The organism is Pseudomonas sp. URMO17WK12:I11 (genome assembly GCF_007677725.1).
Classification (GTDB): Bacteria; Pseudomonadota; Gammaproteobacteria; order Pseudomonadales; family Pseudomonadaceae; genus Aquipseudomonas.
This window is the reverse complement of the sequence record NZ_VEDF01000002.1, coordinates 522,044-549,021: the sequence shown is the minus strand read 5'-3', so window position 1 is coordinate 549,021 and position 26,978 is coordinate 522,044. Positions and strand designations below refer to the sequence as shown.

25 protein-coding genes are annotated in these 26,978 nt (G+C 62.5%); 14 read left to right on the top strand and 11 right to left on the bottom strand.

Annotated features, from left to right (window positions below; all coding sequences use genetic code 11):
* Nucleotides 1–9 precede the first annotated feature (9 nt).
* Nucleotides 10–1,527 carry a choline-sulfatase gene (gene betC, locus FS665_RS05800; RefSeq protein ID WP_145184737.1) on the top strand — a complete coding sequence of 506 codons (1,518 nt, stop codon included), beginning with the start codon at nt 10–12 and terminating at the stop codon, nt 1,525–1,527.
* Between the two features lie 14 nt (nt 1,528–1,541).
* Nucleotides 1,542–2,471: a choline ABC transporter substrate-binding protein gene (gene choX, locus FS665_RS05795; RefSeq protein WP_145184734.1), complete on the top strand. Its 930-nt coding sequence runs from the start codon at nt 1,542–1,544 to the stop codon at nt 2,469–2,471.
* 59 nt (nt 2,472–2,530) lie between these two features.
* Here choX and aroE read toward each other — a convergent pair whose 3' ends face one another.
* The gene (gene aroE / locus FS665_RS05790) at nt 2,531–3,355 is read right to left on the bottom strand and encodes a shikimate dehydrogenase (protein ID WP_145184730.1); all 825 of its coding nucleotides are present in this window, start codon (nt 3,353–3,355) and stop codon (nt 2,531–2,533) included.
* A 24-nt stretch (nt 3,356–3,379) separates the two neighbouring features.
* The gene (hemF, locus tag FS665_RS05785; protein WP_145184727.1) at nt 3,380–4,291 is read right to left on the bottom strand and encodes an oxygen-dependent coproporphyrinogen oxidase; all 912 of its coding nucleotides are present in this window, start codon (nt 4,289–4,291) and stop codon (nt 3,380–3,382) included.
* A 134-nt stretch (nt 4,292–4,425) separates the two neighbouring features.
* On the opposite strand from hemF, the gene FS665_RS05780 reads away from it, so the two are divergent.
* Complete coding sequence (locus tag FS665_RS05780; RefSeq protein WP_145184723.1) at nt 4,426–5,403, top strand: NADPH:quinone reductase; 978 nt, start codon at nt 4,426–4,428, stop codon at nt 5,401–5,403.
* Nucleotides 5,404–5,440: 37 nt separating this feature from the next.
* Here the strand turns inward: FS665_RS05780 and FS665_RS05775 are convergent, their stop codons facing one another.
* Nucleotides 5,441–5,998, bottom strand: a complete 558-nt coding sequence (locus FS665_RS05775; protein ID WP_145184721.1) for an L-threonylcarbamoyladenylate synthase — start codon at nt 5,996–5,998, stop codon at nt 5,441–5,443.
* 42 nt (nt 5,999–6,040) lie between these two features.
* On the bottom strand, nt 6,041–7,138 hold the full coding sequence (gene dprA, locus FS665_RS05770) for a DNA-processing protein DprA (RefSeq protein ID WP_145184717.1): 1,098 nt from the start codon (nt 7,136–7,138) through the stop codon (nt 6,041–6,043).
* A gap of 207 nt (nt 7,139–7,345) precedes the next feature.
* On the opposite strand from dprA, the gene def reads away from it, so the two are divergent.
* Genes def through FS665_RS05745 form a run of 5 tightly spaced genes read left to right on the top strand, consistent with a single transcriptional unit; the run spans nt 7,346 to nt 11,867 of the window.
* A complete protein-coding gene (gene def / locus FS665_RS05765; RefSeq protein ID WP_145184714.1) occupies nt 7,346–7,852 on the top strand; it encodes a peptide deformylase in 507 nt (168 codons plus the stop codon).
* 60 nt (nt 7,853–7,912) lie between these two features.
* Nucleotides 7,913–8,845, top strand: a complete 933-nt coding sequence (fmt, locus tag FS665_RS05760) for a methionyl-tRNA formyltransferase (RefSeq protein ID WP_145184711.1) — start codon at nt 7,913–7,915, stop codon at nt 8,843–8,845.
* Nucleotides 8,842–10,152: a 16S rRNA (cytosine(967)-C(5))-methyltransferase RsmB gene (gene rsmB, locus FS665_RS05755; protein ID WP_145184708.1), complete on the top strand. Its 1,311-nt coding sequence runs from the start codon at nt 8,842–8,844 to the stop codon at nt 10,150–10,152. The genes fmt and rsmB overlap by 4 nt, the downstream gene beginning before the upstream one ends.
* A 21-nt stretch (nt 10,153–10,173) precedes the next feature.
* Nucleotides 10,174–11,547, top strand: a complete 1,374-nt coding sequence (gene trkA / locus FS665_RS05750; protein WP_145184706.1) for a Trk system potassium transporter TrkA — start codon at nt 10,174–10,176, stop codon at nt 11,545–11,547.
* A gap of 11 nt (nt 11,548–11,558) precedes the next feature.
* Entirely contained in the window at nt 11,559–11,867 is a 309-nt protein-coding gene (locus tag FS665_RS05745; RefSeq protein ID WP_145184703.1) for a tetratricopeptide repeat protein, read from the top strand.
* 30 nt (nt 11,868–11,897) lie between these two features.
* Here FS665_RS05745 and FS665_RS05740 read toward each other — a convergent pair whose 3' ends face one another.
* Complete coding sequence (locus FS665_RS05740; RefSeq protein WP_145184700.1) at nt 11,898–12,785, bottom strand: lysophospholipid acyltransferase; 888 nt, start codon at nt 12,783–12,785, stop codon at nt 11,898–11,900.
* A 40-nt stretch (nt 12,786–12,825) separates the two neighbouring features.
* On the bottom strand, nt 12,826–13,377 hold the full coding sequence (locus FS665_RS05735; protein ID WP_145184698.1) for a DNA-3-methyladenine glycosylase I: 552 nt from the start codon (nt 13,375–13,377) through the stop codon (nt 12,826–12,828).
* An 83-nt stretch (nt 13,378–13,460) separates the two neighbouring features.
* On the opposite strand from FS665_RS05735, the gene glyQ reads away from it, so the two are divergent.
* The 4 genes from glyQ to FS665_RS05715 all read left to right on the top strand — a co-directional run bounded on the left by glyQ (nt 13,461) and on the right by FS665_RS05715 (nt 17,823).
* The gene (gene glyQ, locus FS665_RS05730; protein ID WP_003253126.1) at nt 13,461–14,408 is read left to right on the top strand and encodes a glycine--tRNA ligase subunit alpha; all 948 of its coding nucleotides are present in this window, start codon (nt 13,461–13,463) and stop codon (nt 14,406–14,408) included.
* On the top strand, nt 14,405–16,459 hold the full coding sequence (glyS, locus tag FS665_RS05725; protein ID WP_145184695.1) for a glycine--tRNA ligase subunit beta: 2,055 nt from the start codon (nt 14,405–14,407) through the stop codon (nt 16,457–16,459). Before glyQ ends, glyS begins: the two co-directional genes overlap by 4 nt.
* 3 nt (nt 16,460–16,462) lie before the next feature.
* The gene (gene gmhB, locus FS665_RS05720) at nt 16,463–16,990 is read left to right on the top strand and encodes a D-glycero-beta-D-manno-heptose 1,7-bisphosphate 7-phosphatase (protein ID WP_145184691.1); all 528 of its coding nucleotides are present in this window, start codon (nt 16,463–16,465) and stop codon (nt 16,988–16,990) included.
* 62 nt (nt 16,991–17,052) lie between these two features.
* Nucleotides 17,053–17,823: a 1-acyl-sn-glycerol-3-phosphate acyltransferase gene (locus tag FS665_RS05715; RefSeq protein WP_145184688.1), complete on the top strand. Its 771-nt coding sequence runs from the start codon at nt 17,053–17,055 to the stop codon at nt 17,821–17,823.
* Nucleotides 17,824–17,992: 169 nt separating this feature from the next.
* Here FS665_RS05715 and FS665_RS05710 read toward each other — a convergent pair whose 3' ends face one another.
* Nucleotides 17,993–19,612 carry an MFS transporter gene (locus FS665_RS05710; protein WP_145184686.1) on the bottom strand — a complete coding sequence of 540 codons (1,620 nt, stop codon included), beginning with the start codon at nt 19,610–19,612 and terminating at the stop codon, nt 17,993–17,995.
* Between the two features lie 97 nt (nt 19,613–19,709).
* Nucleotides 19,710–21,356: a GMC family oxidoreductase gene (locus FS665_RS05705; protein WP_145184684.1), complete on the bottom strand. Its 1,647-nt coding sequence runs from the start codon at nt 21,354–21,356 to the stop codon at nt 19,710–19,712.
* A 185-nt stretch (nt 21,357–21,541) separates the two neighbouring features.
* Between FS665_RS05705 and FS665_RS05700 the strand changes: the two genes are divergently transcribed.
* On the top strand, nt 21,542–22,429 hold the full coding sequence (locus FS665_RS05700) for a LysR family transcriptional regulator (protein WP_145184682.1): 888 nt from the start codon (nt 21,542–21,544) through the stop codon (nt 22,427–22,429).
* Here FS665_RS05700 and FS665_RS05695 read toward each other — a convergent pair.
* Genes FS665_RS05695 through FS665_RS05685 form a run of 3 tightly spaced genes read right to left on the bottom strand, consistent with a single transcriptional unit; the run spans nt 22,418 to nt 25,406 of the window.
* Entirely contained in the window at nt 22,418–23,236 is an 819-nt protein-coding gene (locus tag FS665_RS05695; RefSeq protein WP_145184680.1) for a sulfite exporter TauE/SafE family protein, read from the bottom strand. The genes FS665_RS05700 and FS665_RS05695 overlap by 12 nt on opposite strands.
* Complete coding sequence (locus FS665_RS05690; RefSeq protein WP_145184678.1) at nt 23,233–24,489, bottom strand: FAD/NAD(P)-binding oxidoreductase; 1,257 nt, start codon at nt 24,487–24,489, stop codon at nt 23,233–23,235. The genes FS665_RS05695 and FS665_RS05690 overlap by 4 nt, the downstream gene beginning before the upstream one ends.
* Before the next feature lie 32 nt (nt 24,490–24,521).
* A complete protein-coding gene (locus tag FS665_RS05685; RefSeq protein ID WP_145184676.1) occupies nt 24,522–25,406 on the bottom strand; it encodes an MBL fold metallo-hydrolase in 885 nt (294 codons plus the stop codon).
* 221 nt (nt 25,407–25,627) lie between these two features.
* Here FS665_RS05685 and FS665_RS05680 point away from each other — a divergent pair, with 221 nt between their 5' ends.
* Nucleotides 25,628–26,923 (top strand): sigma-54-dependent Fis family transcriptional regulator, encoded by a 1,296-nt coding sequence (locus FS665_RS05680; RefSeq protein WP_145184674.1) that lies wholly within the window; start codon nt 25,628–25,630, stop codon nt 26,921–26,923.
* Nucleotides 26,924–26,978: the final 55 nt, after the last annotated feature.

Genomic DNA, 26,978 nt, shown 5'->3' with positions numbered 1-26,978 from the left:
GAAACTGTCATGTCGCGTCCGAATATCCTGTTCATCATGGCCGACCAGATGGCCGCGCCCTTGCTACCCATCTACGGCCCCTCGCCGATCCACATGCCGCATTTGAGTCGCCTTGCCGAACAGGCGGTGGTCTTCGATTCGGCCTACTGCAACAGCCCGCTCTGCGCACCGTCGCGCTTCACCCTGGTCAGCGGCCAGTTGCCCAGCCGCATTGGCGCCTACGACAACGCAGCCGATTTCCCCGCAGACACACCGACCTACGCTCACTATTTGCGCCGCCTGGGCTACCGCACCGCGCTGTCTGGCAAGATGCACTTCTGTGGGCCCGACCAGTTGCATGGCTACGAAGAGCGCCTGACCAGCGATATCTACCCGGCGGACTACGGCTGGGCGGTCAACTGGGACGCGCCTGACGTGCGGCCCAGCTGGTACCACAACATGTCATCGGTGCTGCAGGCCGGGCCGTGCGTGCGTACCAACCAACTGGACTTCGACGAAGAAGTGGTGTTCAAGGCCCGCCAGTACCTGTACGACCATGTGCGCGAACACCCCGGACAGCCGTTTTGCCTGACGGTGTCGATGACCCACCCGCATGACCCCTACACCATCCCCAAGCGTTACTGGGATCGCTACGAGGCGGTGGATATCCCCATGCCACGCGCCGAGCTCGGCCAGGCTGAGCTCGACCCGCATTCGCAACGGCTGCTCAAGGTTTACGACCTGTGGGACAAGCCCGTGCCGGCGAGCAAGATCCGCGATGCGCGGCGCGCCTACTTTGGCGCCTGCAGCTATATCGACGACAACATTGGTCAGCTGTTGCAGACCCTCGATGAGTGCGGTCTGGCCGACGACACGCTGATCGTGTTCTCCGGTGACCATGGCGACATGCTCGGCGAGCGCGGCCTCTGGTACAAGATGCACTGGTTCGAGATGGCAGCCCGCGTGCCGCTGCTGGTGCACGCGCCCAAGCGCTTTGCCGCCAGGCGTGTGAGCGCCTCAGTGTCGACCTGTGACCTGCTGCCGACGCTGGTGGAGCTGGCCGGGGGGGCTGTGGATAACCAGCTGCACCTGGATGGGCGAACGCTGCTTGGCCATTTGCAAGGGCGGGGCGGGCATGACGAAGTCATCGGCGAATACATGGCCGAAGGAACGCTCGGCCCGCTGATGATGATTCGCCGAGGCCGCTATAAATTCATATACAGCGAAGAGGACCCTTGCCTACTCTATGACCTGAGTCGCGACCCGCACGAGCGGGAGAACCTCACCGGCAGCGCCGATCACCAGGCGCTGCTGCAGGCATTCGTCGATGAAGCCCGCACGCGCTGGAACATACCCCAGTTGCGTGAGCAGGTGCTGGCCAGCCAGCGGCGCCGCCGCCTGGTGGCCGAGGCGCTGGCCATCGGCAAGCTGAGCAGCTGGGACCACCAACCCTGGGTGGACGCCAGCCAACAGTACATGCGCAACCACATCGATCTCGATGACCTCGAGCGCAAGGCACGTTATCCACAGCCCGCACCCATGGATTGAGAAGAGAGGCCGCGATGCACACATTGTCCACCACTTTCCTGGCTCTGGCGCTCAGCGTCGCTGCCGTCAACGCTCAAGCAGCCGATGATGACGCACAATGCGCCACCGTGAAGCTGGCAGACCCCGGTTGGAGCGACATCGCCTCGACCAACGCAGTCGCCAAGCTGCTGCTCGAGGGCTTGGGCTATCAGGTGAAGATCGACAGCCTGGCCGTGCCGATTATCTACGGCGGTCTCAAGGATGGCCGCATTGACGCGTTTCTGGGTAACTGGATGCCGGCGCAGCAGGGCTTTCATGACAAATTCGTCGCTACCGGCGATGTGCAACAGCTCGCGCGCAATCTTCAAGGCACCGAGTTCACCCTGGCGGTTCCCGACTACGTGTGGAATGCCGGCATCAAAGACTTCGCGGACCTGCAAAAGCACGCCAAGCAGTTCGAGCAGAAACTCTACGGCATTGGTTCGGGCGCCCCGGCCAATCTGTCACTGAAACAGATCATCGACGCCAACGAATTCGGTCTGGGCCAGTGGAAACTGGTGGAGTCCAGCGAGCAGGCGATGCTGACGCAGGTGGACCGTGCGGTGAAAAAACAGCAGTTCATCGTTTTTCTGGGCTGGACGCCACACCCGATGAACGTGAAGCTGAACATGCATTACCTGAGCGGCGGCGAGAAGTGGTTCGGCAGCAAAGGCGAGGTATTCACCCTTGTGCGCAAGGGTTATCCACAGGCATGCCCCAACGCGGCGAAGCTGCTGGCCAACCTGAGTTTCACGCTGGAGGCGGAGAACACCATCATGGCCGAGGTTGTGGATAAGAAGGTCAGCTTCGATCAGGCTGCGACCAATTGGGTCAACCAACACCCGCAGAGCCTCGACGGTTGGCTCTCCGGGGTGACCACCAAAGCCGGAGGCAACGCTGTCGAGGCGGTCAAGGCCAAGCTCTGAGTGTTCGGCAACCTTTCTTCCCCTGGGGCTGTGGACTGCTCACAGGGGAAGGCCGGTCATCACCCCCGCGCCAGCTGCCGACGCAGCTCGGCCAGCACCGGCGCGGTGTCGGGGCGCACCCCGCGCCAGATGAAGAAGGCTTCGGCCGCCTGCTCAGCCAGCATCCCCAACCCATCGAGCACTTTGGCGGCGCCCAGCTTGTCGGCCCACTGGCAAAACGGCGTCGGTTCCTTGCCATACATCATGTCGTAACAGACCGTACGCCCGGCCTCGATCAGGCTGTCGGCGATCGGCGGCAGTTCACCGGCAAGGCTGGCCGAGGTGGCGTTGATGATGACGTCCACCGGTTCCTGCAACCAGGCGAAACCACTGGCGACGACCGGCCCCAGCTCATCGAACTCACGCGCCAGCTGCTCGGCCTTCTCTACGGTGCGGTTAGCTACCACCAGCGATTGCGGCTGTTGCGCCAGGATCGGCTCCAGCACACCGCGCACGGCGCCACCGGCACCCAGGATGAGGATGCGTTTCCCGGCCAGCGGCACGCCGGCATTGACCGTGAGGTCGCGCACCAGCCCCGCGCCGTCGGTGTTGTCGCCCTGCAGCGTGCCATCGGCCAGCTTGCTCAGCGTGTTCACCGCGCCCGCGCGCTGGGCGCGCGGGGTGAGGCTATCGCACAGCCGATAGGCTTCCTCCTTGAACGGCACGGTGACATTGGCCCCGCTGCCTTGCTTGAAGAACCCGCGCGCGCAGTCGCTGAACTCATCCACAGGCGCCAGCAAGGTGGCGTACTCCAGGTCCTCGCCGGTCTGCTCGGCGAACAGACGATGAATCAGCGGCGACTTGCTGTGGCCGATGGGGTTACCGAAAACGACGTACTGATCCATGACGGGCTCCTTGGTTGTCCAGATTCACTGGCCGAGCCAGTCGCGGTCCTGCAGGAAATAGTCGGTCAGGCGAGCTTCATCGCTGCCAGGCGTGGCCTTCCAGTCGTAGCCCCAGCGTACCTGCGGCGGCAGCGACATGAGGATCGATTCTGTACGGCCGCCAGACTGCAGGCCAAACAGCGTGCCACGGTCGTAGACCAGGTTGAACTCGACGTAGCGGCCGCGACGGTATTCCTGGAATTCACGCTGCTGCGCGGTGAAGGGCAGGTGCTTGCGACGCTGGACGATTGGCAGGTACGCCTCGACATAAGCATCGCCAATCGCCCGCAGGAAAGCGAAGCAGGTATCGAAGTCCCAGTCGTTGAGGTCGTCGAAGAACAGCCCACCGATACCGCGCGGTTCGCCACGGTGCTTGATGTGGAAGTAGCGATCGCACCACGCCTTGTAGCGCGGGTAGACGTCAGCGCCGAACGGCGCGCAGGCCTGTTCGGCGACGCGATGCCAGTGGATGCAGTCTTCTTCGTGGGCGTAGTACGGCGTCAGGTCGAAGCCGCCGCCGAACCACCAGACCGCCTCTTCGCCTTCCTTCTCGGCGATGAAGAAACGCACATTGGCGTGGGAGGTCGGTACGTGAGGGTTGTGCGGGTGGATCACCAGCGACACCCCAAGGGCCTCGAAGCCGCGTCCTGCCAACTCAGGACGATGGGCACTGGCCGACGGCGGCAGCCCGGCGCCGAACACATGGGAAAAGTTGACGCCGCCTTTTTCGATCAACGCACCGTCACCGATCACCCGCGTACGGCCACCGCCGCCTGCTTCGCGCACCCAGGCATCCTCGACGAAGCGGGCACCGCCGTCTTCGGCTTCAAGCGCGTGGCAAATGCGGTCTTGCAGGTCGAGCAGGTAGGCTTTCACGGCCTCGGTGCGGCTAGTCATCGGGTCACCAGGAACGGGCAGGGAAGAATTCGCCGGCTAGCATACCATCGCCAGCCAGCACGCCGCAGTTGACGGCGATCAAGCAAAGGCGTCCGATAGAGGGCCTTTTCCGATGCCGACACCAGGAGTGCAAGATGGCCAAGCGTATCCAGTTCAGCCAGCATGGCGGCCCTGAAGTACTGCAGCTTGTGGAATTCGACCCCGCCCCGCCTGGGCCTGGCCAGGTGCGCGTGCGCAACCATGCGATTGGCCTGAATTTTATAGATACCTATTTCCGCAGCGGCCTGTACGCACCGCCTTCTTTGCCTTCGGGCGTAGGCACCGAGGCCGCGGGTGTGGTCGAGGCCGTCGGTGAGGGCGTCAGTCGGCTGCAGATCGGTGACCGCGTGGCCTACGGCACCGGCCCATTGGGCGCCTACAGCGAAGTGCATACACTGCCCGAGGCCAACCTGGTCAAACTGCCCGAGCACATCAGTTTCGAACAAGCCGCTGCCGTCATGCTCAAGGGGCTGACGGTACAGTATCTGCTCAAGCAGACCTACGCAGTGCAGCCGGGCCAGGTGATCCTGTTTCACGCCGCAGCCGGTGGGGTAGGGTCGCTGGCCTGCCAGTGGGCCAAGGCGCTGGGCGCCAAGTTGATCGGCACGGTCGGCTCTGCAGAAAAGGCCGAACGGGCCAAGGCGCTCGGCGCCTGGGCGACCATCGACTACAGCCATGAGGATGTGGCCAAGCGGGTGCTGGAGCTGACCGATGGCAAGAAGTGCCCGGTGGTCTACGACGGCGTTGGTGCCGATACCTGGCTCACGTCCCTGGACTGCCTGCAACCTCGCGGTCTGATGGTCAGCTTCGGCAATGCCTCGGGCGCGGTGAGTGGGGTGAACCTGGGCATCTTGTCGCAGAAAGGTTCGTTGTACGTAACCCGGCCGACCCTGGCGACCTACGCCAACACTGCCGAGAACACCCAGGCCATGGCCGATGATCTATTCGCCATGATTGGCAGTGGCCAACTGCTTGTGGATATCCAGCAGCGCTATCCACTGAGCGAGGCGGCCCAGGCGCAGACCGCGCTGTCGGCGCGCCAGACGGTGGGGTCTACGGTATTGCTGCCTTGAGCTAGGGAGCTCTCAGGCGCGAGGGCTCCCAACAGCCTCAACCCGGGCGCACGACCTCGCCGGTTGCCAGGTTGCGGATCACACTCGGATTCTTGCGCCCGCCCAGTGCGCCGCCCAGCACCAGGTCCAGCTGGCCGTGGAAATATTGCTCGACACGCAAGCGGGTCTTGGCGGCCGGGCGTCCGCCTGGGTTGCATGAAGTGGAAATCAAGGGCCCAACCAGCGCGCACAACTCGCGCACCTGCGGGTGGTCACTGACGCGCAGGGCCACGGTGTCATGCTGCCCGGTGACCCACTCCGGCAACAGATCCTGATGCGGCACCAGCCAGGTGTTGGGGCCTGGCCAAGTGCTGCCCATGCGGTCGATCCAGTCTTCGGGGAAATCTTCGAAGAGGAAGTCGAACTGGCGGATATTGTCGGCGACCAGGATCAAGCCTTTATCCACAGGCCGCGACTTCAGCGCCAGCAGGCGATACACCGCATCCTCGTTCCAGGGATCGCAGCCCAGGCCCCAGACCGCTTCTGTCGGGTAGGCGATGACTGCGCCCGCCCGAATCTCACGTGCGGCTTGTTGCACACGAAAACTGCTCACCATTTGCGTCTCCCGCCTCTTTGAACGTACCTGCGCGCAGTGTACTTAGCCGGCGCGGGCAAACCAACGCCCGCCCACGTTGCTGACCTGCCCATCGAGCTCCAGCTCGGTCAGCTGTGCCAGCACCTTGGCCAGCGGCTGCGCGCAGTTATGCGCCAGGTCCTCGCTAGTCTGGGGCGCTGCATGCAGCAGGGCAAGCAGAGGATGCGTCGGCGCGTGCGCGACGGCTGGTGGCAGGTTCTGCCAGCCTTTGAGGCTCTCGATGATCTGACCGACAGTCTCGACCAGCAGTGCACCATCGCGAATCAACTGATGACAGCCCTTGGCCGCTGGATGGTGGATCGAGCCTGGTATGGCGTACACCTCCCGACCTTGCTCGGCCGCCAGACGCGCAGTGATCAAGGAACCACTGGCCAGGCTCGCTTCAACCACCAGTACGCCCAGGGCCAGGCCACTGATGATGCGATTGCGCCGGGGAAAGTTTCCGGGCAATGGGCCTGCGTCGAGTGGGTACTCTGAAACCAGGGCGCCACCGTTCTGCACGATCGCCTGAGCAAGGTCGCGGTGGCGCTGTGGATAAAGTTTTTGCAGGCCCGTGCCAAGCACTGCAACCGTGCCTCCCCCGACCTGCAGCGCGCCCCGATGGGCGGCGCCGTCTATGCCCAGGGCCAAGCCGCTGGTAATGGCGAAACCTGCCTGGGCCAGCTGCCGGGAAAAGGCCCCGGCGGTATCGAGCGCCGGCGGCGTCGCTCGACGGCTACCAACGATCGCCAGCTGCGGGCGCTCCAGCAATGTTGGGTTGCCGGCGACGAACAGCAGTGCCGGAGCGTCGTCGATCTGGGCCAGCAGTTGAGGATAGTCCGGGCGGTCCCACATCAGTAAATGCTGGCCCGGATGCTCTAGCCAGGCCATTGCAGCTAGTGCGCCATCACGTACATCGGGGCTGCGTCGGGCATCGATGGCCGCTTGCGTGATGCCCAATGCGCGCCAGGCCGAGCCCGGTGCGCTGAGCGCCGACGCGGCATTGCCAAAGGCCTCGATAAGCGTGTTGAAGCGCCGAAGACCGACATCTGGCAGGCGGTGCAAGCGTAGTCGCGCTTCCAGTTCGGCCGGCGACACGGGCGACGAATGGTGGGTCTGCATAGGGATCGTCCTTGATCGAATCAGGGTGTTCGCCACATGTGCAACCTGTGGATAAGTGTGTGGGTAACAGTTTGAAAAGCTGTCGATTTGCTGGGGGCTATCGGCCCCATAGACACCCTAGATGAGCTTGCCAGGTGCTGAAATGCCCGTTTCCCTTTATTATGTGTGTTCAGTTTTCAACCGACCGCACAGTGACTGCCTGACCTTATGGCCATCTTGAACATTCTCGAATTCCCAGACCCGCGCCTGCGCACCCTCGCCAAACCGGTGACGGTGTTCGACGACGCCCTGCGTCAGCTGATCGACGACATGTTTGAAACCATGTACGAAGCGCCCGGCATTGGCCTGGCGGCGACGCAGGTCAATGTGCACCAGCAGGTCGTGGTGATGGATCTCAGCGAAGATCGCAGCGAACCGCGCGTGTTCATCAACCCCAGCGTCGAGGAGCTGACCGACGACATGGGCCAGTACCAGGAAGGCTGCCTGTCGGTGCCGGGCTTCTACGAGAACGTCGATCGTCCGCTGCGCGTGCGGGTAAAAGCCCAGGACCGTGACGGCAAGCCGTTCGAGCTGGAATGCGAAGGCCTGCTGGCAGTCTGCGTCCAGCACGAGTTCGATCACCTCAACGGTAAGCTGTTCGTCGACTACCTGTCGCAGCTCAAGCGCGACCGGATCAAGAAGAAGCTGGAAAAGCAGCACCGCCAGCAAGCCTGATCCCCACCTCCAGAAGGCTTGCTCCGGCAAGCCTTTTTCTTTTTTGCAAGCGAGAACTCCATGCGCATCGTCTTTGCAGGCACTCCCGAGTTTGCCGCCGAACACCTCAAAGCCCTGCTCGACAGCCCCTACGAGATCGTGGCGGTCTACACCCAGCCAGACCGCCCGGCCGGGCGCGGTCAGAAGCTCATGCCAAGCGCGGTCAAGGCCCTGGCCGTAGCCCATGATCTGCCGGTGTACCAGCCGCAGACCCTGCGCAACGCCGATGCCCAGGCTGAGCTGGCCGCGCTCGCCCCTGATCTGATGGTAGTGGTGGCCTACGGCTTGATCCTGCCGCAGGCGGTGCTCGACATTCCACGCCTGGGTTGCATCAACAGTCACGCCTCGCTGTTGCCCCGCTGGCGCGGCGCGGCGCCGATCCAGCGTGCCGTACAGGCGGGTGACGCCGAGAGTGGCGTAACCGTGATGCGCATGGAAGCCGGCCTGGACACCGGGCCGATGCTGCTCAAGGTCGTCACGCCGATCACCGCCGATGACACCGGTGGCAGCCTGCACGACCGCCTCGCCCAGTTGGGGCCTGACGCCGTGGTCCAAGCGATTGCCGGGCTGGCAGACGGGTCGTTGCACGGTGAAGTGCAGGATGACAGCCTCGCTACCTATGCACACAAGCTGAACAAGGATGAAGCGCGCATCGACTGGGCACGCCCGGCGGCCGAGCTGGAGCGGCTGATCCGTGCGTTCAATCCCTGGCCGGTGTGCCACAGCACCCTCGACGGCGAGAGCGTGAAAGTGCTCGGTGCCAACGTGTGCTCAGGGCAGGGCGCGCCCGGCGAGATCCTCGGTGCCAGCAAGGATGGGCTGATCGTGGCGTGCGCAGACCAGGCACTGAGCCTGACCCGTCTGCAATTGCCTGGCGGCAAGGCGCTGAACTTCAGCGACCTGTTCAACAGCCGGCGCGAGAAATTCGCCACCGGCAAGGTGCTTGGCCAATGAACCCGCGCCTGGCTGCCGCCCGCGCCTTGGCTGCCGTGCTCAACGGCAAGGCCTCACTGAACGGTTCTCTACCCGCGCAACTGGACAAGGTCGACGAGCGCGACCGCGGCCTGACCCAGGACCTGGCGTTCGGCACAGCTCGTTGGCAACCCCGCCTGGATCTGCTTGCGGCGCAGCTGCTGCAAAAGCCGTTCAAAGCCGCCGATGCCGATGTGCAGGCTTTACTGCTGGTGGGGCTGTACCAACTGTTCTATACCCGCATTCCGGCCCATGCCGCCATTGGTGAGACCGTAGGCTGCGCCGACAAGCTGAAAAAGCCATGGGCCAAGGGCCTGCTCAATGCCGTGCTGCGCCGCGCCCAGCGCGAGGGTGAAGCACTGCTGGCCAGCATGGAGCGCGACCCGGTGGTGCGCACGGCGCACCCACGCTGGTTGCAGAAATCGCTCAAGGCTTTCTGGCCAGAACAGTGGGAAGCGATCTGCGCCGCCAACAACGCGCATCCGCCGATGATCCTGCGGGTCAATCGACGCCATCATGGCCGCGATGCCTACCTTGGCATGCTGGCCGAAGCTGGCGTAGCAGCCAGCCCCTGCCGCTACAGCCGCGACGGCATCGTGCTCGCCGCTGCCTGCGATGTACGGGGCCTGCCCGGCTTTGCCGAAGGTTGGGTAAGCGTGCAGGACGAGGCGGCGCAGCTGTCTGCCGAGCTGCTCGAACTGGCGCCAGGCCAGCGCGTGCTCGATGCCTGCTGCGCGCCGGGCGGCAAGACCTGCCACCTGCTCGAAACCGAGCCTGGGCTGGCCAAGCTGGTGGCCATAGACCTGGAAGCCAAACGCCTGACGCGGGTGCGCGAAAACCTCGAGCGTCTGCAACTGGACGCCGAGCTGATCGCTTGCGATGCCCGCGATACCGCCAGTTGGTGGGACGGCAAGACCTTCCAACGCATCCTGCTCGATGCGCCGTGCTCGGCCACCGGCGTAATCCGCCGCCACCCGGACATCAAGCTGACCCGCCAGGCCGAGGACATCCCGGCACTCGCGGCGCTGCAGGGTGAGTTGCTCGACGCGCTGTGGCCGACCCTGGAAGTGGGTGGCATGTTGCTCTACGCCACCTGCTCGAGCCTGCCCACCGAGAACACCGAAGTGATCGAAGCCTTCCTCGCCCGTACCCCGGGCGCCCGCGAGCTGGACTTGGCCACCGAGGCCGGCCTGCGCCAGCCCCATGGGCGCCAGTTGCTGGCCCAGGAAGGCGGCCACGATGGCTTCTATTATGCCAAGCTGATCAAGATCGCCGCAGCGCGCGGATAAGTCTCAAGGTAGGAGTAGCGGATGAAGATCATCATCCTCGGCGCGGGTCAGGTAGGCGGTACGCTGGCCGAGCACCTGGCCAGCGAAGCCAACGACATCACCGTGGTCGACACCGATGGCGACCGCCTGCGCGATCTGGGGGATCGCCTGGACATCCGCACCATCCAGGGTCGCGGGTCGCTGCCCACGGTCTTGCGCCAGGCCGGTGCCGACGACGCGGATATGCTGGTTGCGGTGACCAACAGCGATGAAACCAACATGGTGGCCTGCCAGGTCGCCTATTCGCTGTTCCATACCCCAACCAAGATCGCCCGGGTTCGCGAATCGGCCTACCTGACCCGCGAGGAGTTGTTCGACAACGACCATATTCCGGTCGATGTACTGATCAGCCCGGAACAGGTGGTGACCAACTACATCAAGCGCCTGATCGAACAGCCGGGCTCCCTGCAGGTCATCGACTTCGCCGAGGGCAAGGCCCAGCTGGTGGCGGTCAAGGCTTACTACGGCGGCCCGCTGGTGGGCCAGCAGTTGCGGCAGATCCGCGCGCACATGCCCAACGTCGATACGCGCGTAGCGGCCATTTTCCGCCGCGACCGCTCGATCACCCCGCGTGGCGACACGGTCATCGAGGCGGACGACGAGGTGTTCTTCATTGCCGCCAAGAAGGACATTCGCGCGGTGATGGGCGAGTTGCGGCGCATCGACGAAACCAACAAGCGCGTGGTCATCGCCGGCGGCGGGCAGATTGGCGAACGCCTGGCCGAAGCCATCGAGAGCCGTTACCAGGTCAAGATCATCGAAATGAGCCCGGCACGCTGCCGGCACCTGTCCGATAGCCTGGAAAGCACCGTGGTGCTGCAGGGCAGTGCGTCGGACAAGGACCTGATGCTCGAGGAAAACATCGCCGACGCCGATATCTTCCTGGCGCTGACCAACGACGACGAGGCCAACATCATGTCGTCGCTGCTGGCCAAGCGCCTGGGCGCGCGCAAGGTAATGACCATCATCAACAATCCCGCCTATGTCGATCTGGTGCAAGGGGGTGATATCGACATCGCCATCAGCCCCCAGTTGGCCACCATCGGCACCCTGCTGGCGCATGTACGCCGAGGCGATATCGTCAGCGTGCACTCGCTGCGCCGCGGCGCGGCCGAGGCCATCGAAGCGGTGGCTCATGGGGATGCCAAGTCGAGCAAGGTGGTCGGCAAGGCCATCGAGCACATCACCTTGCCACCTGGGACCACCATCGGTGCGATCATTCGCGCCGAACAGGTGCTGATCGCTCATGACGACACAGTGATCGAGTCGGGTGACCATGTGATCCTGTTCGTTGTGGATAAAAAGCACATCCGCGACGTGGAGAAGCTGTTCCACGTCGGCTTGAGTTTCTTCTAGGAGCAGGGGGCATGCGCGAATCGCTGGAAAAAATGCTGGCCAAGGGTGTGGATAACCCACTGTTGCGCTTTGGCCTGGGCAAAGCCTGGCTGGATGAAAGCCATGGCGCAGAGGCGGCCGTGCACCTCGCCAAATGTGTGGAGCAGGACCCAAAGTACTCGGCAGCATGGAAGCTGTTGGGCAAGGCGTACCAGTTGCTCGGGGACATGCCAGCGGCGCGCAAGGCTTGGGAGGACGGGATTGCGGCCGCGCAGGCGCATGGCGACAAGCAGGCCGAGAAAGAGATGACCGTTTTCCTGAAAAAACTCAACAAAGCTTGAAGGCGCAGGGGCGCCAGGCGCCCCAGGATCTCAATACCAGCGTGGTTCGCCAGCCGGGCGCTTCTTGAAGCGCTTCATGCTCCACATGTACTGGCTCGGGTATTCACGTACGTAGCGCTCGACCACCTTGCTCATGGCCGCTGCCGAGACGTTCACATCGGTGCTGTACATTTCTTCCGGCGCAGCTTCGAGGAACACCTTGAAGCCTGAGCCATCCGGCAGGCGCAGGGCATGCAGGAACACCCCGACCGCCTTGCCCCCGGCGAGCATGTTGGGGACGAACTTGCTGGTCAGCGCCTGGGTCCCGAGAAACGGCACGAACACACCCGCCGACTCGGCCGGTTCCGGGTCGGCGGGGATGCCCACCTGCCCGCCGCGACGGACTTCCTTGATCACGCTGAGGATGCCTTCCTTGGTCGAAGGCGCTACACGGTTGCCCATCTGCACGCGCTGTTCGCGCAGCAAGTCATCGACTGCCTTGAGCTTGGGCGGGCGATAAAAGATGATCGGCTTGCACTGGTTGCAGTAGAAGTGGTTGAGCACTTCCCAGTTACCCAGGTGGCTGGTGATGCCGACCACGCCCTTGCCGGAAGCCAGGGCCTGTTCGAGTACCTCCAGGCCATGCACTTCCTTGACCAGATCGAGCGAGCGCTGGGGCGGCCAGATCCAGGCACAGGCGCTTTCCACGAAGGATTTACCGATATCACGCAACGCTCGGCCGACCAGCTGCTCTCGCTCGTCGGCCGGCATTTCGGGAAAGCACTTGGCCAGGTTGATGCGCACGACATTGCGTGAACCGTTGGGGATTTTCCACATCAGCCAGCCGATCCCGGCACCGACACGCTGCACAGCGCCCCAGGGCAGCTTGGCAAACAGGCGCAGCACCCCGACCATCAGGGCGCCCTTGAACTTTTCCACAGGCAGTTCCTTATTTCAGCAAGGCGCGCATTGTAACCCTTCAGGGCTGCAACGCGGCGTAGCGATCGCAATCGGTGGTGTGGTCCATGACCATGCCAGTAGCCTGCATGAAGGCATAGCAGATGGTCGGGCCAACGAAAGTGAAGCCGGCCTTGCGCAGCGCCTTGCTCATGGCCTTGGCTTCGTCGGTCACCGCCGGCACATCGCTACGTGCCTGGAAGTGGTTGATCTTCGGCTCGCCGCCGACGAACGACCAGAGCCACTGCGCAGGGTTATCCACAGCCAGCCACGCCTGGGCGTTGCGCCGCACCGCCGTGAGCTTGAGGCGGTTGCGGATGATGCCAGGGTCCTGCATCAATACCTCGATGGACGCGTCGCTCAGCTGCGCCAGCTTGGCCGGATCGAAGCCGTGCAGCACCTCGCGATAGCGCTCGCGTTTGCGCAATACGGTGATCCAGGACAGGCCGGCCTGGAACCCTTCGAGCAAAAGCATCTCGAACAGCACGGCCGGATCGCGCTGCGGCATCCCCCATTCCTGGTCATGGTAGGCCTGGTACAACGGATCGTCGGTACACCAAAAGCAGCGTGGCATAAGGCTCCAATCAGTAGAGGGCGAGGCGAATCAGGTTATACTCCCGCTCTTTACATCCGCATCCCCAGATACAGGTGAATTTCGTGAGCCAGCCTACGCCAGCCGTGCGTACCTTCCAAGACCTGATCCTCGCCCTGCAAAACTACTGGGCAGCTCAGGGTTGTGTGGTGCTCCAGCCCTACGATATGGAAGTAGGCGCCGGCACTTTCCACACCGCTACCTTCCTGCGCGCCGTGGGTCCAGAAACCTGGAACGCCGCCTATGTGCAGCCAAGCCGTCGCCCTGCCGACGGGCGGTATGGCGAAAACCCCAACCGCCTGCAGCACTACTACCAGTTCCAGGTCGTGCTCAAGCCCAACCCGGCCAACTTCCAGGAGCTGTACCTGGGCTCGTTGAAGGCCATTGGCCTCGATCCCCTGGTCCACGACATCCGCTTCGTCGAAGACAACTGGGAATCGCCGACCCTGGGCGCCTGGGGCCTGGGCTGGGAAATCTGGCTCAACGGCATGGAGGTCACCCAGTTCACCTACTTCCAGCAGGTTGGCGGCATCGAGTGCTATCCGGTAACCGGTGAAATCACCTACGGCCTCGAGCGCCTGGCCATGTACATCCAGGGTGTCGACTCGGTGTACGACCTGGTGTGGGCCGACGGTCCGTTCGGCAAGGTCACCTATGGCGATGTGTTCCATCAGAACGAAGTCGAGCAATCGACCTACAACTTCGAACACGCCAATGTCGACAAGCTGTTCGAGCTCTTCGACTTCTATGAAAGCGAAGCCAACCGCCTGATCAAGCTGGAGCTGCCGCTGCCGACCTATGAAATGGTCCTGAAGGCCTCGCATACTTTCAACCTGCTGGACGCCCGCCGCGCCATCTCGGTAACCGAGCGCCAGCGCTACATCCTGCGTGTGCGTACCCTGGCGCGGGACGTGGCGCAAAGCTATCTGCAGGCCCGTGCCCGTCTGGGCTTCCCGATGGCCACCCCTGAACTGCGTGACGAAGTGTTGGCGAAGCTGGAGGCTGCACAATGAGTGCTCAAGATTTCCTGGTAGAACTGGGCACCGAAGAGCTGCCTCCCAAAGCCCTGGCCAGCCTCGGCGACGCCTTCCTGGCAGGCATCGAGAAAGGCTTGCAGGCTGCTGGCCTGAACTACACCGGCAAGCAGGTCTATGCGGCGCCGCGGCGCCTGGCCGTGCTGCTGCGTGGCCTGGACGTACAGCAGCCTGATCGCAGCATCAACATCGATGGCCCGCCCCTGCAAGCCGCGTTCAACGCAGCCGGCGAGCCGACCCAGGCGGCCTTGGGCTTTGCCAAGAAGTGCGGTGTCGACCTTTCCGAAATCGACCAGAGCGGTGCCAAGCTGCGCTTCTCCCAGCACATTCCGGGCAAGGCGACCGCCAGCCTGCTGCCGACCATCGTCGAAGATTCGCTCAACGACCTGCCGATTCCCAAGCGCATGCGTTGGGCAGCCAGCCGTGAAGAGTTCGTGCGCCCGGCCCAATGGCTGGTGATGCTGCTGGGTGATCAAGTGATCGACTGCACCATCCTGTCGCAAAAAGCCGGCCGGGAATCGCGCGGTCACCGCTTCCACCATCCGCACAACGTGCTTATCACCACTCCGGCCAACTACGTCGAAGACCTGCGCAAGGCCTATGTACTGGCCGACTTCGCCGAACGCCGCGAGTTGATCGGCAAGCGTACCGCAGAGCTGGCCATGCAGCAGGAAGGCACCGCCATCGTGCCGCCGGCGCTGCTGGACGAAGTGACCGCCCTGGTCGAGTGGCCAGTGCCGCTGGTGTGCTCGTTCGAGGAACGCTTCCTCGAAGTGCCGCAAGAGGCGCTGATCACCACCATGCAGGACAACCAGAAATACTTCTGCCTGCTCGACGGCGAAGGCAAACTGCTGCCGCGCTTCATCACCGTGGCCAACGTCGAAAGCCGCGACCCGCAGCAGATCGTGCAAGGTAACGAGAAGGTCGTGCGTCCACGCCTGACCGACGCCGAGTTCTTCTTCAAGCAGGACAAGAAGCAGCCGCTGGCGAGCTTCAACGAGCGCCTGAAGAACGTGGTATTCCAGGCTCAGTTGGGCAGCCTCTACGACAAGGCCGAGCGCGTCTCCAAATTGGCCGCGTTCATTGCCCCGTTGATCGGCGGTGACGCCCAACGCGCTGGTCGCGCCGGCCTGCTGTCCAAGTGCGACCTGGCCACCGAGATGGTTGGCGAGTTCCCTGAAATGCAGGGGGTGGCTGGCTATTATTACGCCTTGAACGACGGCGAGCCGGAAGACGTCGCCCTGGCCCTGAACGAGCAATACATGCCGCGCGGTGCTGGCGCCGAATTGCCGCAGACGCTGACCGGCGCTGCCGTGGCCATCGCCGACAAACTCGACACCCTGGTCGGCATCTTTGGTATCGGCATGCTACCCACCGGCAGCAAAGACCCGTATGCCCTGCGTCGCGCAGCGCTGGGTGTATTGCGCATCCTGATCGAGAAGCAACTCGACCTGGACCTGGCCACTGCCGTCGACTTCGCGGTCAAGCAGTTCGGCGCCAAGATCAAGGCTGCGGGTCTGGCAGAGCAAGTGCTGGAGTTCATCTTCGACCGCCTGCGCGCGCGTTATGAGGACGAAGGCATCGACGTTGCCACCTACCTGTCGGTGCGTGCCTTGAAACCTGCTTCGGCGCTGGACTTCGACCAGCGCGTGCAGGCCGTGCAGGCGTTCCGTAAATTGCCTGAGGCCGAAGCCCTGGCAGCCGTGAACAAGCGCGTATCGAATCTGCTGAGCAAGGCCGAAGGTGCCATTGCCGAGCAGGTCGAGCCGAAGTACTTCGACAACGCCAACGAGTTCTCGCTGTACTCGGCCATTCAGCAGGCCGACCAAGCGGTTCAACCAATGGCTGCCGCACGCCAGTACAGTGAGTCGCTGGCCCGCCTGGCGGCGCTGCGTGATCCGGTCGATGCCTTCTTCGAGGCCGTGATGGTCAACGCCGAGGACGCCAAGGTACGTGCCAACCGTTACGCGTTATTGAGCCGCCTGCGGGGCCTGTTCCTGGGCGTGGCCGACATTTCGCTGCTGGGGTAAGCCTTGAAACTGCTGATTCTCGATCGTGACGGGGTGATCAACTACGACTCCGACGCCTACATCAAGACGCTGGAAGAATGGGTTCCGATCCCCGGATCGATCGAGGCCATCGCGCAGTTGAGCAAGGCTGGCTGGACGGTGGCGGTGGCCACCAACCAGTCCGGCATCGCCCGTGGCTACTACCCACTCGACACCTTGCATGCCATGCATGCGCGCTTGCGCGAACTGGTGGCAGCGCAGGGTGGCGAAGTCGGGCTGATCGTGTACTGCCCGCACGGGCCGGATGAAGGCTGCGATTGCCGCAAACCCAAGCCCGGCATGCTGCGAACCATCGCCGAACATTACCAGGTGCCTCTGCAAGGTATCTGGTTCGTGGGCGACAGTTCGGGTGATCTGCAAGCGGCCTTGGCCGTCGGTGCGCAACCCGTGCTGGTGAAAACCGGCAAGGGTGAGCGAACCCTGGCTAAAGGGGTTGCAGACAACACGCTGATTTTCGACGATCTGGCGGCTATCGCCAGTCAACTTATTTAAACGATGCCCCTGATGGGGCGTTTTTTCCCAGGCGGGCCTGACCCGCAACGGTACTTGCCACTATGTCGATCCTGCAGGCGATCAGAGTCTTTCTTTTTTACCTGCTGCTGGGCACCAGTTCGCTGCTGTGGTGCTCGCTGAGCTTTTTTGTCGCTCCGTTCTTGTCGTTTCCCAAGCGCTACAGATTCATCAACGTCTACTGGTGTCGTTGCGCAATTTTCCTGACGCGCACGATTTTGGGCATCGATTACAAGATCACCGGCGCTGAAAACGTACCCAGCGAGCCCTGCGTGATCCTGTCCAACCACCAGAGCACCTGGGAGACGTTCTTCCTCTCCCAGTACTTTTCGCCCCTTAGCCAAGTGCTCAAGCGTGAGCTGCTCTATGTGCCGTTCTTCGGTTGGGCAATGGCCATGCTGCGTCCGATCGCGATCAACCGCGATAATCCGAAGGAAGCGTTGCGCCAGGTGGCGAGCAAGGGTGATGAACTGCTCAAGCAGAAAACCTGGGTGCTGATCTTTCCGGAGGGCACCCGGGTGCCGTTCGGCACCGTGGGCAAATTCTCCCGCGGCGGTACGGCGCTGGCGGTCAACGCTGGCCTGCCGGTTCTGCCAATTGCTCACAACGCCGGCAAGTTCTGGCCAAAGACTGGCTGGGGCAAACGCGCCGGCACCATCGAGGTCGTGATTGGCCAGCCAATGTACGCCGAAGGCACAGGACCGCGGGCGATTGCCGAGCTCAATGATCGCGCGGCAGCCTGGAACGAAGCCACTCAGCGCGCGCTGGGGTCGCTGCCACCCATTGACGAGACGGTGGCGCAGAAAATCGCCTGAGCATCTGTGGATAAGTTGTGAGCAGTTTTTTGATAACGTGTCGGGAATCACTTCTAAGCGTTTGAAATAACTACATATTTCTCTGTACTGAATTTTCTCGAAAAACGTGCATAAGTTTTTCCACGGCATAAAAAAACCGGCGCTTAAGCCGGTTTTTTTATGCCTGCTTTCAGACTTTGTCGATGTCGACGTCCTTGGTTTCCTTCAGGCAGAAAATCCCCACGATCAGGCTGATCCCGGTCACCAGCACCGGATACCACAGGCCGTAGAAGATATCGCCGGTGTAAACGACCAAGGCAAACGACACAGTCGGCAGGAAGCCCCCGAACCAGCCGTTACCGATGTGATAGGGCAGGGACATGGAGGTATAGCGGATACGGGTGGGGAACAACTCGACCATTACTGCAGCCAGTGGCCCATAGGTCATGGTCGCGATCAGGATCATGGCAACGATCAACACCACCACCATGACCTGGTTGACCTGCCCCGGATCAGCCTTGGCCGGGTACCCAGCCTGTTCGATCGCCGCGCGCATTGCGCTCTCGTCGAAGCCATTGATCGACTTGTCACCGATGTTCACCACAACTTCGCTACCGGCCACGTTTACCGAACTGTAAGGCAGGCCCTGCTTGACCAGGAAGGTCTTGACCTTATCGCACGGGCTGTCGAAGCGCGCCTTGCCTACCGGGTCGAACTGGAATGTGCAGCCCTGGGGATCGGCCGTCACCACGATGGGTGCTTGACGGCTGGCAGCGTCGATCTGCGGGTTGGCATAGTGGCTCAGCGCCTTGAACATCGGGAAATACAGCACGGTGGCCAGCAGCAAACCGAGCATCAGGATCGGTTTACGGCCAATACGGTCGGACAACCAGCCGAAGAACACGAAGAACGGCGCGCCGATCACCACGCTGATGATCAACAGCGTATTGGCTTGCGCCGGATCCATCTTGAGCATCTGCGTCATGAAGAACAGCACGTAGAACTGCGCGGTGTAGAAAGTCACGGCTTGCCCGGCATTGATGCTGAACAGTGCCGTCAGCACCACCTTGAGATTGGGCCAGGAGGTGAACGATTCGCGGATCGGCGACTTGCTGATCTTGCCTTGGGCTTTCATTTTCACGAAGGCCGGAGATTCATGCATGCTCATGCGAATCCAGGTCGAGATCCCCAGCAGCACGATCGACAGCAAGAATGGCAAACGCCAGCCCCAGGTCTCGAATTCGTCGCCGGTGACATAGCGGCTACCCAGGACCACCAGCAGCGACAACAGCAGACCCAGTGTGGCCGTGGACTGGATGAAGCCCGTGTGGAACCCTCGTTTGCCTGGCGGTGCGTGTTCAGCCACATAGGTCGCGGCGCCGCCGTATTCACCGCCCAGTGCCAGCCCCTGCAGCATGCGCAATACCACCAGGATGATGGGCGCGGCGATACCGATGCTGGCATAGGTGGGCAGTAGGCCCACGGCGAAGGTCGACAGGCCCATCAGCACGATGGTGACGAGGAAGGTGTACTTGCGCCCGATCATGTCACCCAGGCGACCGAATACCAGCGCCCCGAACGGTCGCACCAGAAAGCCTGCAGCGAAAGCCATCAGGGCAAAGATGAAGGCGGTGGTGTCATTCACGCCAGCGAAGAACTGCTTGCTGATGACCGCCGCCAGCGCACCGTACAGAAAAAAGTCATACCACTCGAACACGGTACCCAATGACGACGCGAAGATGATCTTGCGCTCTTCACGCCGGCTGGATGTGCTCGACGTTGCACCCTGCTCTTGGATGTAATCCGACATCGTTGCTGTCCTCGGCCCGCAGGCCACAGTGATTATTCTTGTTGTTCCACTGTCGGCTGCTGCTGACCGCCAGCTGCCGGTGTTGCACACACCCGGGTCAGGGCGTCGGTATCGCGTCGTGGTTCAGGTAGGTCTGGGTCGCCGCTCCTTCGAGGATCAGTTGGGCCGCCTTCTCGGCGATCATGAGGGTAGGGGAACAGGTGTTGCCCGAGGTGATCTGCGGCATGATCGAGGCATCCGCCACGCGCAGGCCGGGTACGCCGTGGACGCGCAACTGGTTATCCACAACGTCCATTGCGCTATTGCCCATGCGGCAGGTGCCGACTGGATGGAAAATCGTCGTGCCGATCTTGCCTGCTGCCTCGAACAACGCCAGCTCGCTTTGCAGCGACGGGCCTGGCAAATACTCCTGCGGCCCATAGGCGGCGAGGGCAGGGGCCTGGACGATGCGCCGGGTGAGGCGAATGGCGTCGGCCGCCACGCGCAGGTCTTGGGGGTCGCTCAGGTAATTGGGGTCGATCAACGGCGCGCTGTGCATGTCGGCATCGCGAATGTCGATGCGCCCACGACTCGCCGGCCGCAGGTTGCATACCGATGCCGTGAAAGCGGGGAACGCATGCAGCGGTTCGCCAAAACGCTCCAGCGATAGCGGTTGCACATGGTATTGCAGGTTGGGCGTCGCCTGTTCCGGGCTGGAGCGCACAAACGCGCCCAGCTGGCTCGGGGCCATGGCCAGTGGCCCGCTGCGATCATAGAGATAACGCAGCCCCATGCCCATCTTGCCCCATAGGCTGCCGGCCATCTGGTTAAGCGTGCGAGCGTTGCGAATCTGATAGATCAGCCGTAGCTGCAGGTGATCTTGCAAGTTACTGCCGACACCTGGCATATCATGCCGCACACCGATACCCAAGCGCTCAAGCAAAATGCGCGGCCCGATACCAGAGCGCTGGAGTATGCCCGGGGAGCCTACCGCGCCCGCGCAGAGAATGATCTCGCGTCGGGCGCCGAACTCATGCCATTGGCCTTGCCACAACGCCCTGACGGCGCGGGCGCGGGTGTTGCTCAACAACACCTGGTCGACCTGCACCCCGGTCAGTACCGTGAGGTTCGGGCGATCCTTGACTGGCCGTAGAAACGCCTTGGCGGCATTCCAGCGCACGCCGCTGCGCTGGTTAACCTGAAAATAGCCACAGCCCTGATTGTCGCCCGTGTTGAAATCCTCGACCTTGGCAATGCCAGTCTGCTCGGCAGCGTCACGAAACGCCTCGAGGATTGGCCAGCTGTAGCGCTGACGCTCGACGCGCCATTCACCCTCGCTGCCATGATGCTCGCAAGCGCCGGCGAAGTGATTTTCGCTGGCCTTGAACAGGGGCAAGACATCCTTCCAGGCCCAGCCCGCATTGCCCAGTTCGGCCCAGTGATCGTAATCCGCCGCCTGGCCACGCATGTAGATCATGCCGTTGATCGACGAGCAGCCACCCAGGACCTTGCCGCGCGGATAGCCCAACGCTCGGCCGTCCAGCCCTGCTTGCGCCTCGGTTTTGAAGCACCAATCGGTGCGCGGATTGTTGATGCAATACAAGTAGCCCACGGGGATGTGAATCCATGGGTAATTGTCACGACCACCCGCTTCGAGCAATAGCACCCGGCTGGCAGGGTCGGCGGACAGACGGTTGGCCAGCAGGCAACCGGCGGGACCGGCGCCCACGACCACGTAGTCGTAGACAGAATCGGCTGATGGCATGTGCGACCTCGCGCCTGATTATTATTCTTGTCGTGTTTCATCTTAGTGAGTAATTTCGCTAATGAAACACGCGATTTCGCGCAGCCGTTGTGCGTTTTAGCACAGCATCTGAGCCGATCCGGCCATGTGTGCCTTATTGCACAGGCACATCAACCGGCCGCAACGAACTGCCAAAAAGGACAAGCATGTTCGACTGGAACGATCTGCGGTTTTTTCTCGAATTGCAGCGCAGTGGCCGGCTACTGACAGCGGCGAAGCGGCTCAATACCACCCATAGCACGGTGGCCCGGCATATCGAGAGCATCGAGAAAAGCCTGGGCACGCCACTGTTCGTGCAGCACGCCCAGGGTTACGCGCTCACGCCATCGGGCCAGGCGCTGCTCAAACATGCCGAGGCGATGGAAAATGTAGCGCTGCTGGCGCAGGAGGAAATCACCCAGGCGCTCACCCCGCTGGGCAAGATTCGCCTGGGGGTGACCGAGGGCATCGGCATCATGTTCTTCACCCCACGCATGCACGAGCTGTTCGCGCGCTATCCGGGCCTGGAAGTCGAGCTGGTGGCCGTGCCGCGCTTCGTCAGCATCCTCAATCGCGAAGCGGAGATCAGCATTCATCTGGAACGGCCCAACGCCGATCTGCTGATCACCCGCAAACTCACCGATTATCGTCTGGCGTTGTACGCAAGCCAGGAGTACCTGGACCGCGCTCCGCCGCTGCGCAACCGCGACGACCTGGCTCGTCATAGCTGGATCGGCTATGTCGACGACTTGCTGTTCAGCCAGGAGCTGCTGTTTCTCAACAGCTTCTGCCGTGCTCCGAGCGTGGCGTTTCGCAGTACCAGCGTGATCGCACAGCAGATCGCGGCGCGGGCAGGGCTGGGCATCGCCGTGCTGCCCAATTACATGGCTCGGCATGATCCGGCACTGGTGCGGGTGCTGCCCAGCGAAACCATCCAGCGCAGTTACTGGATCTGTACCCGTCGCGAACTGCACAAGTCGGTACGCCTGCGAGTGGTCTGGGACTACTTGCTGGAGCTGTGCGCGCAGGAGCAGGATGCCTTGCTAGCGCCATAGCACCCTGGCCGCCAACAATAGCGCTGCGGTCCAGCCCGCCAGCGCGAACAGTTGCTGCAAGCGGGGGCCGGCGATCCTGCTGGTCCAAGGCCTGGCCAGCAGCAACCCGACTACCGCCCCAAGGGCGAAAGGCCCACCGATCCACCAGTGCAACAGGCCACTGACGCTGGCGCTGACCACGCTGCCAGCCGAAACCAAGGCGATGACTGCAAGCGACGTCGCCACGATGCTTTCCATGCGCAGGTTGGTGTAGCGGTTCAATGCTGGAATGATGACGAAACCGCCTCCCACCCCTAGCAGGCCCGAGAGCAACCCAGACACCGCACCCGTCAACGCCAGTGCACGCGCACATGGCAAGGTCCAGCGTAGGCGGCCTTGCAGGGGATTGAGCACGCAGGGCTCGATGAACCGATGCGCACTGTCATGCTCACCGCGTAACGCTTTGGCAGCCTTACGCCAGGTGCGTAGGCATGCGTAGCCCAACACACCTGCGAACAGCAACGCCAGCGGCGCATTCGGCAAACGATGGGCGAGCAGCAAACCGAGCGGCGCGGCTGCCACACCGATGGCGGCAATGAACAACGCAGCGCGGTAACGCACTCGACCTTCGCGCAAGCCCAGCACAGCGCCGACCCCAGCAGCCAGCCCTACGGCCAGCAGGCCGATCGGGGCGGCTTCGACCATCGAAAGGCCCAGGCCGAACACCAGCAGCGGCACAGCCAGGATGCCACCGCCCGCGCCGGTCAGCGCCAGTACCGCACCGATGATGGCACCCAGTGCTGCGCCCAGTAGCTGATGCTCGATCACTCAGCGCCCTCGGCCCGCAGTGGTTTCGGTCGCGCCAGCCACTCACGACCTTTGAGCATCGCTTGCCAATAGAGCGCAGGCAGCACGCGCGCCTTGAGCAGCCATGCCAGGCGGGTGGGTTGACGGCCGTCGAGCAGCCAGCCCGGAAAACTCGGCGCCAACGTGCCGCCGTAGGTGAATTCAGCCAGGACGATCTTGCCCCGCTCAACGGTCAATGGGCACGAACCATAACCGTCGTAATGCGCAAGCGTTGGCAACCGGCCCAATGCCACCAGCACATTGTTGGCCACCACCGGCGCCTGCTTGCGTGCAGCCGCGGCGGTCTTGGCGTTGCTGGTATTGGCCACATCGCCCAAGGCATGGATGTTGTCGAAGCGCCGGTGGCGCAGGGTATGGGGGTCGACATCGACCCAGCCGGTCGCATCTGCCAACGCACTCTGGGCAATGAAGTCTGGCGCGACTTGCGGCGGTACCACGTGCAGCATGTCGAATGCTTCAGTGCGGTGCTCGACGCTCCCGTCTGGCAAATTACAGGCGAAGGTAGCGGTGCGATTCGCTCCATCCACCGCTACCAGACGCTGACTGAACCTCAGATCTACAGCGTACTTGTCGATGTAGCTCATCAAGGCAGGTACGTACTCGGACACCCCGAACAGCACGTTGCCGGCAGTGCAGAAGCTGGCCTTGACCTGGCCAAGCCTCCCGTTTTGCCGCCAGTAATCGCACGCCAGGTACAGCGCCTTTTGCGGGGCACCCGCGCATTTGATCGGCATGGGCGGTTGGGTGAACAGTGCCCGCCCTTGCTTGAGGCTCCGCACAAGCTGCCACGTGTAGGGCGCCAGGTCGTAGCGGTAGTTCGAGGTCACACCATTGCGGCCCAAGGTCTGGGCAAGGCCATCGATGGCCTGCCAGTCGAGCTTCAGCCCTGGGCACACCACCAATTGCTCATAGCTGATGGCGCGGCCGCCTGCGAGCAGGACTGTTTGACCTGACGGATCGAACCCCTGCACGTGCGCCTGGATCCAGCGCACACCTCGGGGAATGACCGATTGCATGGGTCGGGCTGTGCTTGGCGCCTGAAACACGCCTGCGCCGACCATGGTCCAGCCTGGCTGGTAATAGTGCACATCGGCAGGGTCGATCAGCGCGATGTCGAGCGAGGGGTCGCGGGCGATGAGGCTCGCAGCAGTGGCGATGCCGGCAGCACCGGCACCGACGATGACCACCTTGTGGTGGTCGTGATTGGCAGGCATGGCAGATCTCTCGAGTGATGGGGCCGAAGCATTCAGAGTTTGTTGAGGGGTATCTTCAGATAACTGACACCATTCTCTTCAGGCTCGGGCAGTTGTCCGCCGCGCATGTTCACCTGCACCGATGGCAACAGGAGCAGGGGCATGTCCAGCGTCTTGTCGCGGGCCTCGCGCATGCTGACGAAGCTGTCTTCGTCTATGCCATGGCGGACGTGAATGTTGCTGGCGCGTTGTTCGGCCACGGTGGTGAGGTAGCGCAGGGGCCGCCCACCAGGCAGGTAGTCATGGCACATGAACAGTTGGGTGCGGTCTGGAAATGCCAGAAGCCGAAGGATCGACCTGTACAGCGTGCGCGCATCGGCACCAGGGAAGTCGCAACGCGCGGTGCCGTAGTCTGGCATGAAGAGGGTATCGCCAACGAACAACGCCTGCTCCCCGGCGTCCTCCACCAGGTAGCTCATGCACGCTGGAGTGTGACCTGGCGTATGCAGCGCCCGAGCTCGCAGGTTGCCGATGCGGAACCCTTCTTCGTCTTCGAACAAGACGTCGAACTGGCTGCCATTGCGCGCGAAGCCAGCTTCGGCATTGAACAGCGCCCCGAAGACTTTCTGTACCTGGGTAATGTTCGCGCCTATGGCGATGCTCCCGCCAAGCTTGGCCTTGAGATAGGCCGCTGCCGAAAGGTGATCAGCGTGAACATGGGTTTCCAACAGCCACTGTACCTTGGCGCCCAGTGCAATGACACGTTCGACAAGCCGATCGGCGGAAACGCTGGAGGTGCGTCCAGACTTGGGGTCATAGTCCAGCACGCTGTCCACCAAGGCACAGTGTCGGGTTTGTTGGTCCATCAGCAGATAGCTGACGGTCGAGGTTGCCTCGTCATAGAAGGCGTCCACGTGAAGGTTAGTACCGATGATCATCACGTTCTCCATAGATCCGCTGCGCCGTAGACAGCCGCAGCAGTGGGAAGGGCTCATCAAGATGTATGCCAGGCCGGAAACACTACTGTGCAGGGGCTTTTACTGCTCTTGGACCTCTGCAGAAGCAGAAAACGGCAGTCAGCTTGGCAGTGGGCTGTCAGTCAATGGCAGTGTTTGGCAGTCCTTGGTACGCTGCCTGAGGTTCATCCACCGGTGTCGTCATGCTCGAAGCTCATCCACTCATCCTAGCCCTGGTGTCCTACCTGGAGCACGACGCCGTACCCACGATCGTGCTGGACACTGATTACAACATCCTGGCGGCCAATGCGGCTTACCGTCGCCAGTTTGGCCGTGACGAACAGGCACCGCTGGGCGAGAAATGTCACCGCGTTTCCCACCACTACGCCGTACCTTGCGACCAGGCCGGGGAGGACTGCCCGATGCGCAAGGCGTGGCAAAGCAAGGTGCCCGAGCGCGTGTTGCACATCCATCACACCCCACGCGGGCCGGAACATGTCGATGTGGAGCTTCGCCCAATTCTCGATCAACAGGGTAGGGTGGTGGCGTTCGTCGAGCGTCTCAGCCGCATTACGCTGGCCTCGGCACAACCCCAGCAGCAAGGCCTGGTCGGACGAGCGCCGGCCTTCAAGACCGCTCTGGCCAGCCTCCAGCGCGCAGCGCCGTCGCAGATACCGGTGTTGTTGCAGGGCGAGTCCGGCACCGGCAAGGAATTGTTCGCCCGGGCCATCCACATGGGGAGCACGCGAGCCACCGGGCCGTTGGTGATCGTCGACTGCACCGGGCTGACCGAATCACTTTTTGAAAGCGAGCTGTTTGGTTACGAGAAGGGTGCATTCACCGGTGCCACGCAACGCAAGATAGGCCTGGCCGAAGCAGCACATGGCGGCACACTGTTCCTTGATGAGATCGGTGAGGTGCCGCTGCCAATGCAGGTGAAACTGCTGCGTCTGATCGAGTCAGGCAGTTTCCGGCCGGTAGGTAGCCTACGGACGGTACATTCCGACTTCCGCCTGGTTTCAGCTACGCACAAGCCGCTGAAGCGAATGGTGAGCGATGGGACGTTCCGCGAAGACTTGTACTACCGCATCAGCGCGTTTCCCATTCACCTGCCGGCCTTGCGCGAGCGGGTGGATGATCTGCCGTTGCTGGCTGAAACCCTGCTACACAGGATGACCGGCGAACCGGCGCCAAGCCTGTCCCACGCCGCGCTGCAACAACTGAAGCTGCACAGCTTTCCAGGAAACATTCGCGAGCTGCGCAATATCCTCGACAGGGCGCAGCTATTCGCCGATGACGGCTTGATCCGTCCCGAGCATCTGCCCGAAGACATCAGTCCGGCGCAGCGCGGGAAAGATGTTCAGCGCAGAAAAGGTAGCGACTTGAGCGAACTTGCAGAGGCGCTGGAGCGCTTCAACGGTTCACGCAGCGAGCTGGCTCGCCACTTGGGTTTGAGTGAGCGGACACTCTATCGTCGCTTGAAAGCGTTGGGTCTATGACGCCTATGCGCGAGTAACTGAAGAAGCGAAACTCCCTCTCGCGCCAATGCGTTCC

Coding starts and splice junctions, on each gene's coding strand:
- FS665_RS05780 (WP_145184723.1), top strand. CDS start 4,426: ATGGCCAAGCGTATCCAGTTCAGCCAGCATGGCGGCCCTGAAGTACTG.
- hemF (WP_145184727.1), bottom strand. CDS start 4,291: ATGACTAGCCGCACCGAGGCCGTGAAAGCCTACCTGCTCGACCTGCAA.
- fmt (WP_145184711.1), top strand. CDS start 7,913: ATGCGCATCGTCTTTGCAGGCACTCCCGAGTTTGCCGCCGAACACCTC.
- FS665_RS05715 (WP_145184688.1), top strand. CDS start 17,053: ATGTCGATCCTGCAGGCGATCAGAGTCTTTCTTTTTTACCTGCTGCTG.
- aroE (WP_145184730.1), bottom strand. CDS start 3,355: ATGGATCAGTACGTCGTTTTCGGTAACCCCATCGGCCACAGCAAGTCG.
- FS665_RS05710 (WP_145184686.1), bottom strand. CDS start 19,612: ATGTCGGATTACATCCAAGAGCAGGGTGCAACGTCGAGCACATCCAGC.
- FS665_RS05705 (WP_145184684.1), bottom strand. CDS start 21,356: ATGCCATCAGCCGATTCTGTCTACGACTACGTGGTCGTGGGCGCCGGT.
- dprA (WP_145184717.1), bottom strand. CDS start 7,138: ATGCAGACCCACCATTCGTCGCCCGTGTCGCCGGCCGAACTGGAAGCG.
- choX (WP_145184734.1), top strand. CDS start 1,542: ATGCACACATTGTCCACCACTTTCCTGGCTCTGGCGCTCAGCGTCGCT.
- FS665_RS05775 (WP_145184721.1), bottom strand. CDS start 5,998: ATGGTGAGCAGTTTTCGTGTGCAACAAGCCGCACGTGAGATTCGGGCG.
- def (WP_145184714.1), top strand. CDS start 7,346: ATGGCCATCTTGAACATTCTCGAATTCCCAGACCCGCGCCTGCGCACC.
- rsmB (WP_145184708.1), top strand. CDS start 8,842: ATGAACCCGCGCCTGGCTGCCGCCCGCGCCTTGGCTGCCGTGCTCAAC.
- FS665_RS05680 (WP_145184674.1), top strand. CDS start 25,628: ATGCTCGAAGCTCATCCACTCATCCTAGCCCTGGTGTCCTACCTGGAG.
- FS665_RS05690 (WP_145184678.1), bottom strand. CDS start 24,489: ATGCCTGCCAATCACGACCACCACAAGGTGGTCATCGTCGGTGCCGGT.
- betC (WP_145184737.1), top strand. CDS start 10: ATGTCGCGTCCGAATATCCTGTTCATCATGGCCGACCAGATGGCCGCG.
- trkA (WP_145184706.1), top strand. CDS start 10,174: ATGAAGATCATCATCCTCGGCGCGGGTCAGGTAGGCGGTACGCTGGCC.
- glyS (WP_145184695.1), top strand. CDS start 14,405: ATGAGTGCTCAAGATTTCCTGGTAGAACTGGGCACCGAAGAGCTGCCT.
- FS665_RS05735 (WP_145184698.1), bottom strand. CDS start 13,377: ATGCCACGCTGCTTTTGGTGTACCGACGATCCGTTGTACCAGGCCTAC.
- FS665_RS05685 (WP_145184676.1), bottom strand. CDS start 25,406: ATGATCATCGGTACTAACCTTCACGTGGACGCCTTCTATGACGAGGCA.
- FS665_RS05700 (WP_145184682.1), top strand. CDS start 21,542: ATGTTCGACTGGAACGATCTGCGGTTTTTTCTCGAATTGCAGCGCAGT.
- FS665_RS05745 (WP_145184703.1), top strand. CDS start 11,559: ATGCGCGAATCGCTGGAAAAAATGCTGGCCAAGGGTGTGGATAACCCA.